This window comes from Muriicola marianensis (assembly GCF_014638095.1).
Lineage (GTDB): Bacteria > Bacteroidota > Bacteroidia > Flavobacteriales > Flavobacteriaceae > Muriicola > Muriicola marianensis.
In genome coordinates this window covers 248678-265659 of record NZ_BMFH01000002.1, presented here as the reverse complement: position 1 = coordinate 265659, position 16982 = coordinate 248678, and the positions used below count along the sequence as shown (strand labels likewise).

16 protein-coding genes and 1 tRNA gene are annotated in these 16982 nt (G+C 47.5%); 7 read left to right on the top strand and 10 right to left on the bottom strand.

What is annotated here, in order from left to right; all coding sequences use genetic code 11:
• Positions 1-127 precede the first annotated feature (127 nt).
• The gene (locus tag IEV19_RS12115; RefSeq protein ID WP_188370998.1) at positions 128-634 is read right to left on the bottom strand and encodes a hypothetical protein; all 507 of its coding nucleotides are present in this window, start codon (positions 632-634) and stop codon (positions 128-130) included.
• 193 nt (positions 635-827) lie between these two features.
• On the opposite strand from IEV19_RS12115, the gene IEV19_RS12110 reads away from it, so the two are divergent.
• A complete protein-coding gene (locus tag IEV19_RS12110; protein ID WP_188370997.1) occupies positions 828-1022 on the top strand; it encodes a hypothetical protein in 195 nt (64 codons plus the stop codon).
• 1 nt (position 1023) lies between these two features.
• Here the strand turns inward: IEV19_RS12110 and pyrF are convergent, their stop codons facing one another.
• The 5 genes from pyrF to IEV19_RS12085 form a co-directional block, all read right to left on the bottom strand.
• Positions 1024-1845: an orotidine-5'-phosphate decarboxylase gene (gene pyrF / locus IEV19_RS12105; protein WP_188370996.1), complete on the bottom strand. Its 822-nt coding sequence runs from the start codon at positions 1843-1845 to the stop codon at positions 1024-1026.
• A gap of 6 nt (positions 1846-1851) precedes the next feature.
• Positions 1852-2928 (bottom strand): peptide chain release factor 1, encoded by a 1077-nt coding sequence (prfA, locus tag IEV19_RS12100; RefSeq protein WP_188370995.1) that lies wholly within the window; start codon positions 2926-2928, stop codon positions 1852-1854.
• Positions 2929-3051: 123 nt separating this feature from the next.
• The gene (locus IEV19_RS12095) at positions 3052-3477 is read right to left on the bottom strand and encodes a QcrA and Rieske domain-containing protein (RefSeq protein WP_188370994.1); all 426 of its coding nucleotides are present in this window, start codon (positions 3475-3477) and stop codon (positions 3052-3054) included.
• A 53-nt stretch (positions 3478-3530) separates the two neighbouring features.
• Positions 3531-4709: an AIR synthase related protein gene (locus IEV19_RS12090; protein ID WP_188371323.1), complete on the bottom strand. Its 1179-nt coding sequence runs from the start codon at positions 4707-4709 to the stop codon at positions 3531-3533.
• A 76-nt stretch (positions 4710-4785) separates the two neighbouring features.
• Positions 4786-6972: a glutamine synthetase III family protein gene (locus IEV19_RS12085; RefSeq protein ID WP_188370993.1), complete on the bottom strand. Its 2187-nt coding sequence runs from the start codon at positions 6970-6972 to the stop codon at positions 4786-4788.
• Positions 6973-7185: 213 nt separating this feature from the next.
• Here IEV19_RS12085 and IEV19_RS12080 point away from each other — a divergent pair, with 213 nt between their 5' ends.
• The gene (locus tag IEV19_RS12080; protein WP_188370992.1) at positions 7186-8208 is read left to right on the top strand and encodes a glutamine synthetase beta-grasp domain-containing protein; all 1023 of its coding nucleotides are present in this window, start codon (positions 7186-7188) and stop codon (positions 8206-8208) included.
• A 64-nt stretch (positions 8209-8272) separates the two neighbouring features.
• On the opposite strand, the gene IEV19_RS12075 is transcribed toward IEV19_RS12080, so the two are convergent.
• A complete protein-coding gene (locus IEV19_RS12075; protein WP_188370991.1) occupies positions 8273-9211 on the bottom strand; it encodes a calcium/sodium antiporter in 939 nt (312 codons plus the stop codon).
• A gap of 170 nt (positions 9212-9381) precedes the next feature.
• On the opposite strand from IEV19_RS12075, the gene IEV19_RS12070 reads away from it, so the two are divergent.
• The 3 genes from IEV19_RS12070 (at position 9382) to IEV19_RS12060 (ending at position 12160) form a co-directional block, all read left to right on the top strand.
• Complete coding sequence (locus IEV19_RS12070) at positions 9382-9741, top strand: BlaI/MecI/CopY family transcriptional regulator (RefSeq protein ID WP_188370990.1); 360 nt, start codon at positions 9382-9384, stop codon at positions 9739-9741.
• Between the two features lie 2 nt (positions 9742-9743).
• Complete coding sequence (locus IEV19_RS12065; RefSeq protein ID WP_188370989.1) at positions 9744-11498, top strand: M56 family metallopeptidase; 1755 nt, start codon at positions 9744-9746, stop codon at positions 11496-11498.
• A 506-nt stretch (positions 11499-12004) separates the two neighbouring features.
• The gene (locus tag IEV19_RS12060) at positions 12005-12160 is read left to right on the top strand and encodes an SsrA-binding protein (protein ID WP_188370988.1); all 156 of its coding nucleotides are present in this window, start codon (positions 12005-12007) and stop codon (positions 12158-12160) included.
• On the opposite strand, the gene IEV19_RS12055 is transcribed toward IEV19_RS12060, so the two are convergent.
• Positions 12154-12666, bottom strand: coding sequence for an adenine phosphoribosyltransferase (locus IEV19_RS12055; RefSeq protein WP_188370987.1), 513 nt, complete (start codon positions 12664-12666; stop codon positions 12154-12156). The genes IEV19_RS12060 and IEV19_RS12055 overlap by 7 nt on opposite strands.
• Before the next feature lie 83 nt (positions 12667-12749).
• Here IEV19_RS12055 and IEV19_RS12050 point away from each other — a divergent pair, with 83 nt between their 5' ends.
• Both IEV19_RS12050 and IEV19_RS12045 read left to right on the top strand, forming a co-directional pair.
• Positions 12750-13067, top strand: a complete 318-nt coding sequence (locus IEV19_RS12050; RefSeq protein WP_308418540.1) for a GIY-YIG nuclease family protein — start codon at positions 12750-12752, stop codon at positions 13065-13067.
• Positions 13049-13122, top strand: a tRNA-Arg gene (locus IEV19_RS12045). The genes IEV19_RS12050 and IEV19_RS12045 overlap by 19 nt, the downstream gene beginning before the upstream one ends.
• Positions 13123-13601: 479 nt before the next feature.
• Here the strand turns inward: IEV19_RS12045 and IEV19_RS12040 are convergent.
• Together IEV19_RS12040 and IEV19_RS12035 are read right to left on the bottom strand one after the other, a co-directional pair.
• Positions 13602-15896: a glycoside hydrolase family 3 protein gene (locus IEV19_RS12040; protein ID WP_188370986.1), complete on the bottom strand. Its 2295-nt coding sequence runs from the start codon at positions 15894-15896 to the stop codon at positions 13602-13604.
• Positions 15897-15945: 49 nt separating this feature from the next.
• Complete coding sequence (locus IEV19_RS12035; RefSeq protein ID WP_188370985.1) at positions 15946-16812, bottom strand: sugar phosphate isomerase/epimerase family protein; 867 nt, start codon at positions 16810-16812, stop codon at positions 15946-15948.
• Between the last annotated feature and the right edge of the window lie 170 nt (positions 16813-16982).

Below are 16982 nucleotides of genomic sequence, written 5' to 3'. Positions count from 1 at the left end.
ACCGCTAGAACAAAGAATTAAAATAGTTTTACCCGTATTATTTGAGTTAGTATTTTTGAGTTAGTTAGTTAAAAAAACCGGTGTAGTGGCCGGTTTTTTTTTGCTTCTTCTATGCCCTCGCTGAAGTTCATTCCTTCCTGCTGTACAGCCCATCAAATAGTACCTGAGCAGAAACGCCATCCTTCAATACTTCCCAAACCTGTCTTACCTTCCCGTCCTCTTGCAGTGTCCAGGTAATTCGCTGAGTACTTACGCTTTTATCCTCATTTATAGTCTCCTCAGATTCCATGATCATCTGATCTCCAGTCCTTTGTCCTTTTAACTTCAAAATAGTACCTGCAACATCAAGCCAAAGCTGTTCCCACAGTCCGGTACCCGGATTATAGAAATTATAACTGGTCCCTGTAAAGTTACCGTTAGCTCCTGTCCAGTTCTCCCGCAACACACAACCACCCTGAATCTTTTCTATGAGATTTTGCCCTGCTTTGTTACCATTGGGAAGGGTAACCTCCCAGGTTCCCAGCCAGAAATCAAAGGCCTTATGGTCGTCTGTGCAACAGGCGCAGTTGTCTTCTTGTGCTGTAGAGAGAAACGCAGAGAACATGAGTCCAAGCAATAGGGGTAATATCTTCATGGGATTGCGGTTGATGAGAAAAAGGTACGAAAAGATACTCAACTTCTCTTTGAGCCGGAAAAACAGACCGAACGTGGAGTATCGGCAAAGGCTTTTTCGTTTTTGATTAGAATCACCGATTAATTGGGTAACTCAACACCCTTATGCGCCTTTTAAATGCAGCTGGTCGTATCTTTAAACAAAAGCTCAGTCTATGAAAAGTCAATATTGCAAAGTGGGGTCCTCCACCCATTTAGGGAGTGGTTCTCAGGCCACCACCAGGATGATCAGTTATTATCAATCCCTGATCAGCAGGGCTTCTGACAGCCGGTATGCCGGCACCCAGCTCGGAGAATTTTTTGAAAGGAAGGCAAAAGCCATCCGAAGGCAGATAGAACAACTCGCCTGAGTTACCCTCTCTTAATTAATTCCTTTTTCATGGCTTTTTGCAGGCCCTCCGCTTCACGGGCGGCCGCCTCGGCAAAGTCTTTCTCCCTGGAGGCATAGAGGATCTTTCGGGAGGAGTTGACGAGCAGTCCGACTCGGTCTGTCATTCCGTATTTACAAACCTCTTCCAGGCTTCCCCCCTGTGCCCCTACCCCGGGGACAAGCAGAAAATGCTCGGGTACTATCTTTCTGATCTCCTTGAGGAACTCTGCCTTGGTGGCCCCCACGACGAACATCAGTCGATCTGAATGTTCATAGGTCAAAGCAGTTTCCAGTACTATTTTATACAATGCCTGTCCATCGACCTCCCGGGTCTGAAAATCAAATGCCCCGGCATTGGAGGTCAGCGCCAGCAGGATGGTAAACTTGTCCGGAAATTTCAAAAAGGGCTCTACAGAATCCCGACCCATATATGGAGCCACAGTGACAGCATCGAAGTTGAGATCGTTAAAAAATGCTTCGGCATAACGGGTAGCCGTATTCCCGATGTCCCCTCTTTTGGCATCAGCTATGGTAAGAAGGTGCGGATATGATGAATTCAGATATTCTATAGTCCTGGAGAGCGACTCCCATCCCTTCAGGCCATAAGCTTCGTAAAAGGCGGTATTGGGTTTGTAAGCCACGCATAAATGGTGGGTTGCATCGATGATAGCCTTGTTGAAGGCGAAGATTGGATCGGGCTCATCTAGCAAATGAGGCGGGATCTTCTCCTGGTCTGTATCCAGACCAATACAGAGGAAAGAACCCTTTTTTTCGATCTGATCCAGTAAATCTGTAGTATTCATGCGCGATCAGAAAATTTCAGAGGCCTCTTTTAGTTTTTCCGTGTTCTCCACCAGCATGAGCTCATCAATGATCTTCTGTATATCCCCGTTCATAATATTTTGCAGGTCATAAAGGGTAAGACCAATCCTATGATCGGTGACCCGGCCCTGAGGATAATTATACGTCCTGATCTTGGCAGACCGGTCCCCGCTGCTCACCTGGGAATTCCTTTTGGCTGCATCTTCCTCCTGTCTTTTCTGCAATTCCATATCGTACAATCGGGATCGCAAGACGCGGAATGCCTTATCCTTGTTCTTGTGTTGTGATTTTTCATCCTGGCACTGGGCTACAATCCCTGTTGGGATATGGGTGAGCCTGACCGCTGAATAGGTGGTATTCACGGATTGACCTCCGGGTCCTGAAGAACAGAAATAGTCGATGCGCACATCCTTGGGATCGATCTGAACGTCAAAATCCTCGGCTTCCGGCAGTACCATCACGGTAGCTGCACTGGTGTGGACCCTCCCTTGAGTTTCTGTCTGGGGAACTCTTTGAACCCTGTGTACCCCGGCTTCGAATTTCAAGGTACCGTATACATCTTCCCCGGTGACCTCAAAATGGATCTCCTTATAGCCCCCGCTGGTACCTTCATTTAGGTCAATGATATTGGTTCTCCAACCCCTGGATTCACAGTATTTGGCGTACATCCGGTACAGGTCGCCTGCAAAAATACTGGCCTCATCCCCTCCGGTTCCTGCCCGGATTTCCATCACCACATCCTTGGCATCTTCCGGGTCCTTGGGGATGAGCAGTAATTTGATCTCTTCTTCGAGTTGGGGCAGGGCTTCCTTGGCTTCTTCGAGCTGCATCTTGGCCATTTCCAGCATTTCCTCTTCGGCCCCGGCAGAGAGGATATCCTCTGCTTCTTTGATTTGGTTTTTCAGATCGATATAGTCCTTGCGCTTATCGACCAGTACCTTGAGGTCCTTGTACTCCTTGTTCAGTTGTACATATCTCTTTTGGTCTGCGATTATATCAGGCTGTATGATAAGGTCCGAAACCTCATCAAAACGCTGTTTTATGATGTTTAATTTATCGATCATGGTCTGACTTCCCTTAGGCTGCGAAGTTACAACTTTTAGGGGCAATCCCGGAAGATAAATTATTGGAGGAATATGCTTGGAACATCCCCGATCCCTGAAGAAAAGGACCCGATATTTTCATGTTTATTCAAAAACTCTCAGGATATCTCCGTTGAGTTCGGTGTTGAAAATCTTGAGGGGATTGTTCGTGATCTGATTCAGGGGAGTTCCCGTTTGTGTGAACTGTGAACCGTGTGTCGAGCACTCGAATATGCCCCCTTGTTCAGGCACAAACCTTACCTGATCTGTTTGCTGGTGGCTGCAGATCTGACTGGCGGCCACAAAGTTCCCTTCGAGGTTCTTGACCACCACCACGTCGTTCTTTAAGATAAAGTCTCCGTTGTTTTGAAGTTGCTGACCTTCAGAGGAAGTCAGATCGATGGTAAAATCAACTCCTGTGGGTACAGGCAAGCCAACGCTCTCATCCTTGGAACATCCCTGAACACAGGGAAAGGTCAGGGCAAATGCGGCACCTGCGCCAAGGGTCTTTAAAAAGGCTTTTCTTTCCATAACAATGCGGTTTTCTTTATTAGAGAACGCGGCTTATGGCAGAATCGTATACCTTAATAAATATAGGTGCCGTGTGGGCCTTTTATGGTCAGTTTTTTCTCAGAATACTCCTCCACCCTTCCAATCACCCGGGCTTCTACTCCAAAACTTTCTGAAATGGCGATCAGATCTGCTGCAATCTTCTCCTCCACATAGAGCTCCATGCGGTGCCCACAGTTAAAGACCTGGTACATCTCTTTCCAGTCAGTGCCCGACTGCTCCTGAATGAGCCGGAATAAAGGAGGAAGCGGAAAGAGGTTGTCTTTGATCACGTGATTCTTTTCAAGGAAATGCAGGATCTTGGTCTGAGCCCCTCCACTGCAGTGTATCATGCCGTGAATATCCGAAGGGGTGTACTTCTCGAGGATTTTTCGGATCACCGGGGCATAGGTTCTTGTAGGCGATAGGACCAGCTTTCCTGCATCCAGGGGCACTCCCTCCACCGGATCGGTCAGCTGCATACTTCCCGAATACACCAGTTCGTCCGGGACGGATGGGTCATAACTCTCCGGATAGCGCCCGGCCAGATCCTTCGCAAAAACGTCATGGCGAGCAGAGGTAAGTCCGTTGCTTCCCATCCCGCCATTGTATTCTTTCTCATAGGTCGATTTCCCAAATGATGCCAGGCCCACGATCACGTCTCCCGGGCGGATTCGGGCATTGTCAATGACCCGGTCCCTGTGGATGCGGGCCGTAACTGTAGAATCTACTATGATGGTCCTTACCAGATCTCCCACGTCTGCGGTCTCACCGCCGGTCGACCGGATCTGTACCCCATGGGAAGCCATGGCTTCAATAAATTCTTCGGTCCCTGTGATAATGGCCTCGATGACCTCTCCAGGGATTAGATTCTTATTTCTTCCGATGGTGGAAGACAGCAGGATATTCTCCGTGACACCCACGCAGAGCAGGTCGTCCAGATTCATCACCAGGGCATCCTGTGCGATCCCTTTCCAGACAGAAAGATCGCCTGTTTCTTTCCAGTACATATACGCCAGAGAAGATTTGGTCCCTGCCCCATCTGCATGCATGACCAGGCAATAGTCATCATCCCCTGTCAGCGTATCTGGAACGATCTTGCAAAAAGCCTTAGGAAACAGGCCCTTATCGAGGTTTCGGATCGCCTTGTGTACATCCTCTTTAGAGGCGGATACGCCCCTTTGTTGGTATCGCTTGCTTACAGCCACGTTCAGAAATTCATGATTCTCAGCAAAAATAGCAGAATGAAATCACTTGCAGGCATTACAAAGTGATTATGTAAGCCTCAGGTTATCGGATAAACAGAAGTTCCCGGTATTTTGCCAGGGGCCAGTCCTGATCGTCCACCAATTGCTCCAGCTTATCGCAGTGGTAACGGATATCCTCGAAATAAGGCCTTACCTCATGGCAATAGGCATTCGCCTTCTTGCGGATGTCCTTTTCTGCATTAGCCTTTTTCCTGGCTTCGGTCATGGCTTCCGACTTTTTACGGGTAGCTGCCAGATGCCCTGAGATCTCCTCGAGGATAGATAACTGGGCCTCCGCATGTTTCTGAAAACCGGATCCATAAATCTCCTTGATCCCCTTGATATTGGAGATCACTTTGTTCTGGTAGGCAATGGCTGCCGGGATGATCTGTGTATTGACCAGTTCGTTGAAAACCCTCCCCTCGATCTGGGTCTGCAGGATATACGTCTCGAGATCGACCTCATGCCTGGCCTTTACCTCTACTTCGCTCATGACCTGCATGTCACGGAAAAGGTCGACCGATGCCTTCGCAACCACGATCTCAAGGGCTTCGGGCGTAGTCTTGTTGTTGCTAAGCTTCCTTTTGGCGGCCTCTTTTTGCCAGTTCTCACTATATCCATCTCCGTCAAAACGGATCCGTTTCGAAGCTTTGATATATTCTCTCAGGACATTGAAGATAGCTTCATCCTTTTTGAGTTTTTTCTTTTCTATGAGTTTGTCCACTTCCTTCTTGAACTCGATCAACTGGCGCGCAACTATGGTGTTGAGGACCGTCATGGGCTTGGCGCAATTCATTTTCGCTCCCACTCCTCTCATCTCGAATTTATTGCCGGTGAAGGCAAAGGGAGAAGTTCGGTTGCGGTCCGTATTGTCGAGCAGGATCTCCGGTATTTTTCCGACCACATTCAATTTGAGCTCTGTTTTCTCTTCGGGAGAGAGTTTACCCTGTGAAACGCCTTCAAGTTCGTCGAGTACCGCGCTGAGCTGCTCCCCGATGAAGATGGAAAAAATAGCTGGCGGGGCTTCATTGGCACCCAGGCGATGATCATTGGTCGCTGAAGCGATGGAAGCCCTGAGCAGTTCCTCATAGGTGTCAACCGCTTTGATGGTATTGACAAAGAAGGTCAGGAATTGAAGGTTTTTCATTGGTGTGGAACCGGGGCTTAGCAGGTTCACTCCCGTGTCTGTGGCCAGGGACCAGTTGTTGTGTTTCCCGGAGCCGTTTATCCCCGCAAAAGGTTTTTCGTGAAAAAGGACCTTCAAATCGTGGCGGTCGGCCACCTTTTCCATAACGTCCATCAGGAGGAGATTGTGGTCCACCGCCAGGTTGGCTTCTTCGAATACCGGAGCAAGTTCAAACTGGTTAGGGGCTACCTCGTTGTGCCGGGTCTTTACTGGTATACCGAGTTTGGTACACTCTACCTCCAGGTCCTTCATAAAATTTAGGGCCCTTCGGGGAATGACACCGAAGTAATGATCGTCTAGCTGTTGTCCTTTGGCTGCTGCCTGACCTACCAGGGTCCGCCCTGTGAGTACCAGGTCGGGCCGTGAAGAGGCCAATGCTTTATCTATCAGGAAGTATTCCTGTTCCCACCCCAGGGTGGCCATAACCTTGTTCACCGACTTGTCGAAATAGCGGGCTACCCCGGTAGCAGCCTGATCTACAGCATGGAGAGCGCGTAGCAATGGAGCCTTGTTGTCCAGGGCTTCACCGGTATAGGAAACAAAAATGGTAGGAATACAAAGGGTGGCGCCATAGATAAAAGCCGGTGATGACGGATCCCATGCAGTATATCCCCTGGCTTCAAAGGTATTTCGAATACCGCCGCTGGGGAAGCTGGAGGCGTCTGGCTCCTGTTGCACGAGTTGTCCTCCTCCGAATTTCTCCAGGGCTCTGCCATTTGGCATCAGATCAAAAAAAGCATCGTGTTTTTCAGCGGTGGCACCCGTGAGGGGCTGGAACCAATGCGTGTAGTGGGTGGCTCCCATAGAGAGTGCCCAGGCCTTCATGGATTCCGCAATCTGGTCGGCCATCTTGCGGTCGATCTTGGAACCTGTAAAAATGGCATTTTTTACACTTTCATAAGCATCACGGGTAAGGTACTGAACCATCTTATCCTCGTTAAAAACATGAGACCCAAAAAGCTCGGATCTTCTGATCTGTTCAACAAAAGAGCGGGTTTTGCGCTTGCTGCTTTCCCTGATGGCATTGGTTCTTTGCGTAGACATAACCTGGACTGATTTAGGATGTGGGAGCAAAATTAAACAATTCGCACTTATCCTCGATTAAAATAGTTTTTTTACAATGAACCCCCTAAAAAAAAGGGGTGTTGATAATTTTGTCTAATTTATTGATAATTACCCCCCAGAAATTTCCATATATGGTATCAAAAACTATATTTTTGACGATCAAAAAAATTTGAAAATTTAACTCGCAAGATTATGAGCAAAGCAAAATTGGAATACATCTGGCTGGATGGATACTTTCCGACCCAGAACATGCGCAGCAAGACAAAGATCGAGGAGAATTTCAGTGGAAAACTGGAGGACTGCCCCATTTGGTCATTTGACGGAAGTTCGACCAAGCAGGCCGAAGGGAATTCATCTGACTGCCTGTTGAAGCCTGTGGCCATTTTCCCGGACCCAACAAGGGATAACGGGTATCTGGTAATGACCGAGGTCCTCAATCCCGATGGCACACCACACGAGACCAACCACAGAGCCAAGATCGATGACGACGACAACGACTTCTGGTTCGGTTTTGAGCAGGAATATTTTATCATGGACAACCATACGCAGCTTCCTCTGGGATTCCCTGTGGGTGGTTATCCCGGACCTCAGGGGATGTACTACTGCTCAGTGGGTGGAAAAAATACACACGGGCGTCAATTTGTGGAAGAGCACGCAGATATCTGCATCGCTGCAGGGATCAATTTCGAAGGTATCAACCAGGAGGTGGCCTGTGGACAATGGGAGTTCCAGATCTTTGCCAAAGGGGCGAAGAATGCAGGAGACCAGGTATGGGTGGCACGTTATATCCTCGACAGGCTCACTGAGTCTTACGGATACTATATCGAGTACCATCCGAAACCTGTCAAAGGTGACTGGAACGGTTCCGGTATGCACGCAAACTTCTCTAACAGCTTGTTGAGAAATGCAGGAAGCAAGGACGTCTATGAAGCAGTATGTGAAGCCTTCAGGCCTGTGGCCAAGGAGCACATTGCTGTTTATGGAGAATTCAACGATCAGCGTCTTACCGGATTGCACGAGACTGCTTCGATCCACGATTTCAGCTATGGAATCTCAGACAGGGGTGCATCTATCAGGATCCCTATCGCTACTGTAGAGCGCGGATGGAAAGGATGGCTGGAAGACAGGAGGCCTGCATCTAACGGAGATCCATACAAGATCGCCGGAAGGATCGTTAAGACTGTGAAGTCGGCCAAAATAGAAGCTACAGCATAACTATTTTAAAGCTCAATTACAGACCGCCAGGGAAATACCCTGGCGGTTTTTTTTTCGAGGTAATCTAAAGGAGTGTGAGGTAAACGAAGGCCGCATAGGACACCAGGAGAACGATGCCATCGTGCCATCCCAGCCTTAATCCTTTGGGGAAGAAGACCAGTGGAAGTACGACGAAGGCAAAGCCAAGCATCCAGAATATATCGTTCGAGAGCAGGCCTTGGTCTATGACCCGGATTGGATGGACCAAAGAGGTGATCCCCAGAACGGCTAACAGGTTAAAGATATTAGAACCTATGAGGTTTCCGACGCTGATCGACTTTTCCCTTTTCAATATTGCGATGACGGAGGCCGCCAACTCCGGGATACTCGTCCCTACGGAAACCACGGTGATCCCAATGATCCTCTCACTTACCCTGTAAAACTCGGCAAGGCCCACCGCGCCTGAGATCAGCAGTTCAGAACCCGCCCACAGCCCGGCTCCACCCAATCCGAGGAAGAGAACGGCCTTGTACAATGGCAGGGGCAGGATGGCCTTATCGAGATCCTCTACTACCGCGGGTTGCTGGAATCGCAGTAAGAAGACGAGGAAAAGGAAGAGGCATGCGATCATGATCAGTCCTTCCAGTGCACTGATCTGCCCGTCGTAATATAGCAGAAAAAAAACCAGGAGGGATGCGGCCATCATTACGGGCCAGTCGGTGACGTAAAAGCTTTTACGTACATCTATGGGCCCCATGACCAGGATGATCCCCAGTACCAATCCGAGATTAGCGATATTGGAACCCACCACATTCCCCAGGGCCAGATCGGGAAAACCCTCTACCGCCGCAGTAACACTCACAATTAGTTCCGGAGCTGAGGTAGCGAAGGAGACGATGGTCATTCCGATGATAATCCTCGGAATTCTGAGCCTGAGAGAAAGAGCAACGGCAGCTTTCAGGAGCCAGTTACCACCCAGAATAAGAAGTACCAGTCCCAGAATGATAAAAAGTAAATACTGCAATGCTGAAATTTTGGTAAATATAAGGTATTCGAGAAGTTAGGACCACAGCTCTCAAAGGATTGCGGTTTTCTTCGATCACCGTATAGAGCACCCGCAGAAATGTTAAATAACTAAAAATTTAGTTGTATAACTATTTTTTTAGTTGTAGGTTTGATTCAAGATATTTTACCATGAAAAAACTCACCAACAAAGAGGAGGAAGTCATGAAGATCCTATGGAGGCTCGAAAAAGCCTTTGTCAAGGAGATCCTGGCAGAGATCACAGAAGATCCACCTCATTACAACACTCTTTCCACCATCGTGCGGAACCTCGAGGACAAAGGATATGTAGGCCATGAGGCCTTTGGAAATACACATCGCTATTACCCCCTTGTGTCCAAAGAGGCCTACAGAAAGCGCTTTGTGAATGAGACCATAGCCGATTTTTATGATAATTCCTATAAGAGTCTTGTCTCCTTCTTTGCCAAAGAAGAAAAGATCTCGGTAGAAGAGTTAAAGGAAATCATCAATCTGATTGAAAAAAATAAGTAGTCATGGAATTCATTCTGATCTACCTGGCCAAAGCTTCCGGAATTTTAGTTCTCTTCCTCGGAGTGTATCTCATTTTCCTGAAAAGGGAAACGTTTTTTGAGGCCAACCGACATTTTCTGCTGGGGGGAATAGTGATTTCATTTCTTCTCCCCTTTGTGGAAATAAAGAAATACATTACCGTAGAACCCGTATCGATCCCCAATGCCGAAATCATCCAGTCGGGATCAGCGGTAGCCACAATAGGAGAACAGGGACCTGACTGGATCCTGCTTCTTTCCGGTGTTTATATTGCGGGTCTGCTTTTTCTCGGGTTGAAGTTTCTGTTTCAGCTTTATTCTCTGCACCGCTTGCTGAGAAATCACGTGATAAATAGGATGGGCGATGTACGCTATGTGGAAACCGATCAGGACCTCGCCCCTTTTTCCTTTTTCAATTATATCGTCTATAACCCCTCACAATTCAGCGAAAGCGAGCTCGAGGCCATCAGGCAGCACGAAAAAGCCCACTGTGCCCAGGCACATTCGGTAGACATGCTACTCGCCCATCTTCTGACCATATTATTGTGGATTAATCCCCTGAGTTGGCTTTACAAGCAGCATATTCAGCAAAATCTCGAATTCCTGGCCGATTCCAGTGCGATCAGGCAAACCAAATCCGTGAGAAACTACCAGTATGCCTTGCTGAAAGTATCATCGAATATTCATCATACACCAATCACTAACCCATTTTACAGTTCATTAATTAAAAAACGAATCGTCATGTTACACAAATCAAAATCGAACCGGCTCAATGCCTTGAAGTACGCCCTAATCCTGCCACTGCTTGCGGGATTCCTCTTCACCTTCAATACCAGGGTAGTCGCCCAGGAAAAAGAAAAAGAGGTGACAATGGAAATGAATATCAGTAAGATCGAGATCCGAATCGATAAGGACTATTCCAATGAACAGATAGATTCCGACACCAAATTCATGAAGGAACAAGGTATAGACCTCAAATTCAAAGGGATAAAACGCAATAGTGCTGGCGAGATCACAGCTATCAGCGCCAGTTATAAGGATGAGAATGGCATCAGTGGTAATTACAGCCAGAACAGTGACACCCCTATCAAACCTTTTACTTTCAGGGTCACCGGGGATGGAGAGGATCGCAGTATTGGTTTTTTCTCAGGAGCCTCACATCACACAGCCCATTCTATGGGAAAAAATTATACCAAAATGATAGTGGTGGACACGGACGATGAAGAAATGCATGAAGGGAAACACAAGGTCCATAAAAAGATGAAAGTACTTTCCGAAGATCACAAGGGTGGCTTCGCCTGGACCTCTTCAGGGGAAGGAGATGAAAAAGAGGTTCTGGTAGAGATCAAGGACGGTAAAAAGACAATTACGATAAATGGGGAAGAAGTATCCGAAGCAGAATTGGAAGCAATGGGCGAAGATTCAGACAAAAAGCGCATTCAGATCAAAAAGATTAAGAAAGGAGAAGGAGGAAACGTGTTTATTCTCAAGGATTCTGATGATGAGGAAGATATTGAGATCATCGAGAAAGAAGGAGCTTCCTTTTTCTTCCTGGACAGTGACAAGGGAGAGGATCCCCTTTTTATCGTAGACGGCAAGGAAATGAGCAGGAAGGAATTCGAAGGACTATCCCCCAGTAAAATAGAGACGGTAGAAGTAATTAAAGGAGACGCAGCCACCAAAGAGTACGGAGACCGTGCCAAAGACGGGGTGATCAAGATCAGCACGAAAAAAAACTGACAAAAACCGACCTTGATGACCCAACCGGAAACCGGCCCGATAAAGGCCGGTTTTTTTATTCCAAAAGATGAAAGTGATCAAAATTGGTCTTTTCAGGCTATTTCCTGTCTAGAAAATTCAAATATGACCAGAAAACCCTCTACAATTATTTCTATTTATAAGTCTATATTGATTATTATATACACTATTATAACTCTTTTGTAGACACTGAATTATAATTAGTCATATTATTTATTTTTTTACTTACAGAAGTGTATTCACTTTTATTAATTCTTTCACTTTTCCTTGCAGGCATTTCAGGCCCTCTATATATTCATCAGAAATATTTGAGAATCAGGGAGTATATTCCTAATAAAAACGATTACATGATAGCACTTATCAAATTGGTTTTACAACTTTTTGTCCTTTTAATTGGACTGTTTCTATAGCCAACCAGCTAGACGGGAATACCATAAGGCAGACACACATAAGCGAATAATCCCATTGTGTTTTGTTACATTTGGAGCATGAAAAAGCTCCTTTTCAACGGCCTAGCGGCCCTCAATCGCTTGTGTCTGCCTTCGTATTCCAAAAGGCAACTGGATCTTTCCAAGGCCAGCAAACTTCAGCTGGCGATTATTGGTTGGCGGTATTATGTGACCACGCGAGCCCTGGATCAATAACGCATCAACGATTTTACGGAATAGCCTTCCAATTTTGAGGCCCCATGGAGCATCGTGAGTTCCAAGAGGAAATTGCACTGCACCACCACCCCACCCAGGGCTTCTATCAACTTGCATGTGGCCCTGGCCGTTCCGCCAGTCGCCAGGACATCATCATGAATGACCACCCGGTCACCTGGATTGATGGCATCTGCATGGATCTCGAGGGTATCTGTGCCGTATTCCAGATCGTAAGTATGACTGATCTTTTGATGGGGCAGCTTACCAACCTTCCTGACGGGAACAAATCCGGCGTTGAGAGCAAGCGCCAGTACCGGACCGTAAAAAAATCCCCGGCTTTCCATCCCCACAACTACATCAATTTTTTCATCCCCTATAAACGCCAGCAAGGCATCAGCAGCAGCCTTAAATGCTTTGGGATCCTTTAGCAAAGGGGTAATATCCTTAAAACCCACTCCCTTTTTGGGAAAATCTTCTATATCCCTTACGTACTGTTTAAAATCCATGGAATTGGCTTAGGTTATTTTGCCTTAAAAGTAAAAAGAAATATATTTGCAGGCCCTTACTTAGGGGAATCTAAATCGGCCACGTGGCGCAATCCGCCCAAGGCGGACGCGCTGAATACGAGCCCGCCCTTGGCGGGGCGCATCAAAGGTTCATGAAATATTTTGTTTACGTTCTTAAGAGTTTAAATTTTGACAGAAATTATGTAGGTTTTACTCGAAATCCCGTTAGAAGACTAAAACAGCACAATGGCGGAAAAAATAAATCTACAAAGCCTTATTTACCATGGGAATTGATCTTATGCGAAGAATTTGACACCAAAGAAGAAGCAATCAAAAGAGAGAAATTTTTAAAAACCTGTAAAGGAAGGGAATACATTAAATCGGCCACGTGGCGCAACTGAATAGCGCATCTGATTACGGCTCAGAAGGTTCCAGGTTTGAATCCTGGCGTGGTCACTTAAGAATGAAAAGCTCGCCTGAAAGGCGGGCTTTTTCTTTTCGAACAAGGCGCAAGCTCCCTTGCAGGCCGAAGTGAAGAAAGAAAGAGCAGCCCAGCGAAAGCTGGGAGCTTTTCATTTAGACTACGGAGCTGGATAGGAAAACGGCGCTAAGCGACGTAATCCCAACAAGCTCGCTTGAGCGTTTTTTTGTTTGGACTATTTTCAGGCGGGGGCACTATCAGGACCACCGAAGGTAATCCTGCCTTTAATCCCGAAGGTTTGGCACGCCATTCATTTAGTTTACGGAACCATAAGGAAATCGGAACCTGCCTGCCGGCAGGCAGGTTTGCAGGAGAGACTGCTCTCAGGATCACGATCCCGATAGCTATCGGGAGAGTAATCCTGGAGATTTGCCACCAGTCTTAAGACTGGCGGTAACGAAGGGCTCCTGAAGCAGTGCTAAGCACGCTTCAGGGCTAAGTAATCCTGGCGCTATCACTTATACTTCGCCACCCGCTCATCATCAATAACCCCCTCCCAGTTGAGTCCAAAGGCGAAATCGTATTGATTTCCGTCTTCATCCGTGTAGGGCACCATATCCCGGGGTAGATCCTCAAACTGTTTCTCTACCGTGGCCATGTCTGCCGGCATCTGAAAAGGCAGCAAGGCTGAAGGTTCGGCCACTCCGCTGATCAGATCCATCAGCACCTGATCCTGTACACCCATATGTGCCAGAATCCCTGAAGCACTTTTCTCAATTTCCGAGAATACCATAGGATTAGCAACCTTGACCACTACCACGACAGGTTTCTCTCCCATCTGCTCTTTGGTCTTGTTGACCAGGGCCATGTCCGAGATATTGTAAGCTGTGAACGACTTATCCTTGTAGGCCCTGTCCGTACTATTTTCCAAAGGGCTTCCCCCGGCAATACTCACATCCCTTGCCTCAGACGCCGTGTACTGGCCATACTGGAGACTGATGGGTACATACCCGTTTCCTCCCTTTTCAAGATCTATCCGGTCATACCCTACTCCTCCATTGGGACTTTCGATGCCGACCAGTGCAAAATCAGCTTCCTGTGGGCTGTCCACTATTTCAAAATAATCTTTTACGACCTCCAGGTTAAAGGGATCCACCGTTTTTTCGGGTTGTTGCATCCCGAACCAGTTGGTGCTGGGGGCGATGTAGCGCTGAGGCGCATACACTTTTTGTTTTTTCTTCAGCGGCAGGGTATTCCCGTGGTTCTTTAACATAATCACCGATCGCAACTGGGCTTGATACCCTTCCTCCATGAATTCCGGATTACCAACAATCTTTTTTGTTTCCTCCACATCCAAATAAGGATTTTCGAACAAGCCTACCCTAAAAGTATTTTTGAGCAGACGTACAGCTGAACGCTCGAAGCGTTTCCGCATGAATTCCTCTCCGTGTTCCCTCACTCCCATCGCATACGCTTCCAGTACGGGTCCCTTGTCATTGTTTCCACCAAACTGGTCGACCCCCGCCATGATCACTTTGTAGTGGCGCTCTGCCACCGAAAGCTCCTCCACACCCCAAGGTTTCCCTTCAAACCGGTCTACAGCGCTGACATCCCGGGTGATCCCCCAGTCTGTACATACCACTCCGTCATAATTGTACTCCCCTCTGAGTACATCCTCGATGAGGTACTTACTGTATCCGTTACCTACATTCTCCCCATATTTGGTGTCCTGCCCATAGGAGATGGTATAATAAGGCATCACCGCCGAAGCCATGCCTGTATCCCCTTCCAGTTTAAAAACCCCTTCGACAAATGGTTTTATCTGATCTGATAGATTTTTACCCGGGTATACAGCATATGCTCCATAGCCAAAATGTCCGTCTCTTCCTCCCTCTTCAGGGCCACCTCCCGGCCAGTGTTTAACCATGGCATTTACGCTCTGAAAGCCCCAGCCTCCATCGTCTGAGGACTGAAATCCATCCACATAGGCCCTCGCCAGATCGGTCGCCAGATCGGGATCTTCGCCCATGGTTCCGTCAAAACGGCTCCACCTGGGTTCCGTACCTAGGTCGATCTGCGGACTCAGGGCTGTCGCCACCCCCAAAGCCCTGTATTCCTTGGAGGCGATCTCCCCAAATCTCTGCATGAGTCCCGGATCAAAAGAAGCAGCAATACCCAGGGTCCCGGGCCACATGGAAATTTCACCGCCCGCTCCAGCGTTGAATTCAGCATAGGAATCTGCCCCATGCCTGGGATCTGAACTTGTGTTTACAGGAATCCCAAGCCCCATCTTTTCAACAAAAGCCTGGGCTTTGTTGTTCCACAGAGCCGCATCTTCAGGGGAACTCACCCCGGTTATGAGGACATGGCGGAGATGGTCTTCTGTGAGAAACTTAAGTTGAGCGTCGTTGAGGTCACTGGGTGCTGCCCCACTTTCTTCAAACGGTTTCCCATTGTAGGTCCCACCAAAATATCCTCCCGAAACCGCAGGTATGGCCTGATGGGCGCTATACAGCATCAGGCCTGCGATCTGTTCGAGGCTCATCCGAGATGCCAGGTCTTTGGCCCGCTCCTCAGCTGGGAGCCTCCAGTCCTCATAGGCGTCCAGCGTATCATTCTTATTCAGGTCCTTAAAAGCATAACCGTCCTGGTCGAGAACCTTAACTCCGGATTCCGGTGAATAACCCAGCTGTGCACCGTCTTCATTTTTGATCAGGATATACGTATCCTTTTTTTCTTCTGTGTATTTAGGTCCGCAGGCCGACAGCACGAGGCTTAATATGATTGCGATAACCATTTGATTTTTCATGATCTACATTTGGATAGGACAGGAGTTGACTGTCCTCGTTTAAAAAATTCTACTCAAACCCGATCTCCTTAATGCCCTGGTGACTGATCCCTATTGCTTCAAGGGGTTTCAGACCGTCAAAGGTCATATCCTGCTCCACCATATAGTATTTCATCCCCGACAGATCCTTCTTGTCCAGGATCCTCTTGAAATCTATCTTGCCTTTTCCCACGGGAGCAAACCTACCCTGCTCATCCATATCCTTGACGTGCCAGATCTTGAATCGATTCGGATATTTTTCAAAGTAGGCCACGGGATCGGCTCCCGCTTTGGTGACCCAATAGAGGTCCATCTGGAAATTCACGATCTCGGGATCCGTATTTTCCAGCATATAGTCGATGGTAACCACCCCGTTTTCATCTTCCATGAACTCAAAATCGTGGTTGTGATACAGCAATTTCAGACCTGCTTTCTGCGCTTTCTGACCCAACTCATTGATGATCTTGGTGAGGTTCTCGGCTCCACCTGTCATGCCCAGGGTCCTGGTCTCCGGATCAAAGGTGAACAATCCCATAGGAGGTACGGGAACCACAAAATATTCAAATCCGGCCGCCTTTACGTCGGCCATCATGGCATCGGCATTTTCCAGGGTCACCGAGCCCTGGTGGGTACTTATGGGATTCAGGCCCAGGCTTTCCACATAGGCTTTGAATTCCTCGGGTGCCATCCCATAAAGCTTTCCCTCTGCATACCCAGCGGCCTCAATATTTAGGTAGCCTGCATCTGCCACAGATCTCAAGGTTTCCTTGGCATCGGCATTCATGTCATCCCGCACGGTGTAGAGAGCAAGTCCGCCCATACGACTCTCGGCACAGCCGGATAACAGTAATCCCAACAGAAGTATAAGACTTGTAGATTTCGTAATTGTATTTTTCATGGTTATGTGATTTTATTTAGTTCTTACAGATTTGCATAACAGGTAATTCATCAGAGGTTCTTTCCAGAGCCTTCTAAAGGTAATGATTCCGATTCAACCCGAGAGATATAAGAATAAAAGATTCCCAAAATGTGAAGTAGGATAGACTTAAAGGACCAAGTTTAATATCT

Coding starts and splice junctions, on each gene's coding strand:
- IEV19_RS12115 (WP_188370998.1), bottom strand. CDS start 634: ATGAAGATATTACCCCTATTGCTTGGACTCATGTTCTCTGCGTTTCTC.
- IEV19_RS12110 (WP_188370997.1), top strand. CDS start 828: ATGAAAAGTCAATATTGCAAAGTGGGGTCCTCCACCCATTTAGGGAGT.
- pyrF (WP_188370996.1), bottom strand. CDS start 1,845: ATGAATACTACAGATTTACTGGATCAGATCGAAAAAAAGGGTTCTTTC.
- prfA (WP_188370995.1), bottom strand. CDS start 2,928: ATGATCGATAAATTAAACATCATAAAACAGCGTTTTGATGAGGTTTCG.
- IEV19_RS12095 (WP_188370994.1), bottom strand. CDS start 3,477: ATGGAAAGAAAAGCCTTTTTAAAGACCCTTGGCGCAGGTGCCGCATTT.
- IEV19_RS12085 (WP_188370993.1), bottom strand. CDS start 6,972: ATGTCTACGCAAAGAACCAATGCCATCAGGGAAAGCAGCAAGCGCAAA.
- IEV19_RS12080 (WP_188370992.1), top strand. CDS start 7,186: ATGAGCAAAGCAAAATTGGAATACATCTGGCTGGATGGATACTTTCCG.
- IEV19_RS12070 (WP_188370990.1), top strand. CDS start 9,382: ATGAAAAAACTCACCAACAAAGAGGAGGAAGTCATGAAGATCCTATGG.
- IEV19_RS12065 (WP_188370989.1), top strand. CDS start 9,744: ATGGAATTCATTCTGATCTACCTGGCCAAAGCTTCCGGAATTTTAGTT.
- IEV19_RS12060 (WP_188370988.1), top strand. CDS start 12,005: ATGAAAAAGCTCCTTTTCAACGGCCTAGCGGCCCTCAATCGCTTGTGT.
- IEV19_RS12055 (WP_188370987.1), bottom strand. CDS start 12,666: ATGGATTTTAAACAGTACGTAAGGGATATAGAAGATTTTCCCAAAAAG.
- IEV19_RS12040 (WP_188370986.1), bottom strand. CDS start 15,896: ATGAAAAATCAAATGGTTATCGCAATCATATTAAGCCTCGTGCTGTCG.
- IEV19_RS12035 (WP_188370985.1), bottom strand. CDS start 16,812: ATGAAAAATACAATTACGAAATCTACAAGTCTTATACTTCTGTTGGGA.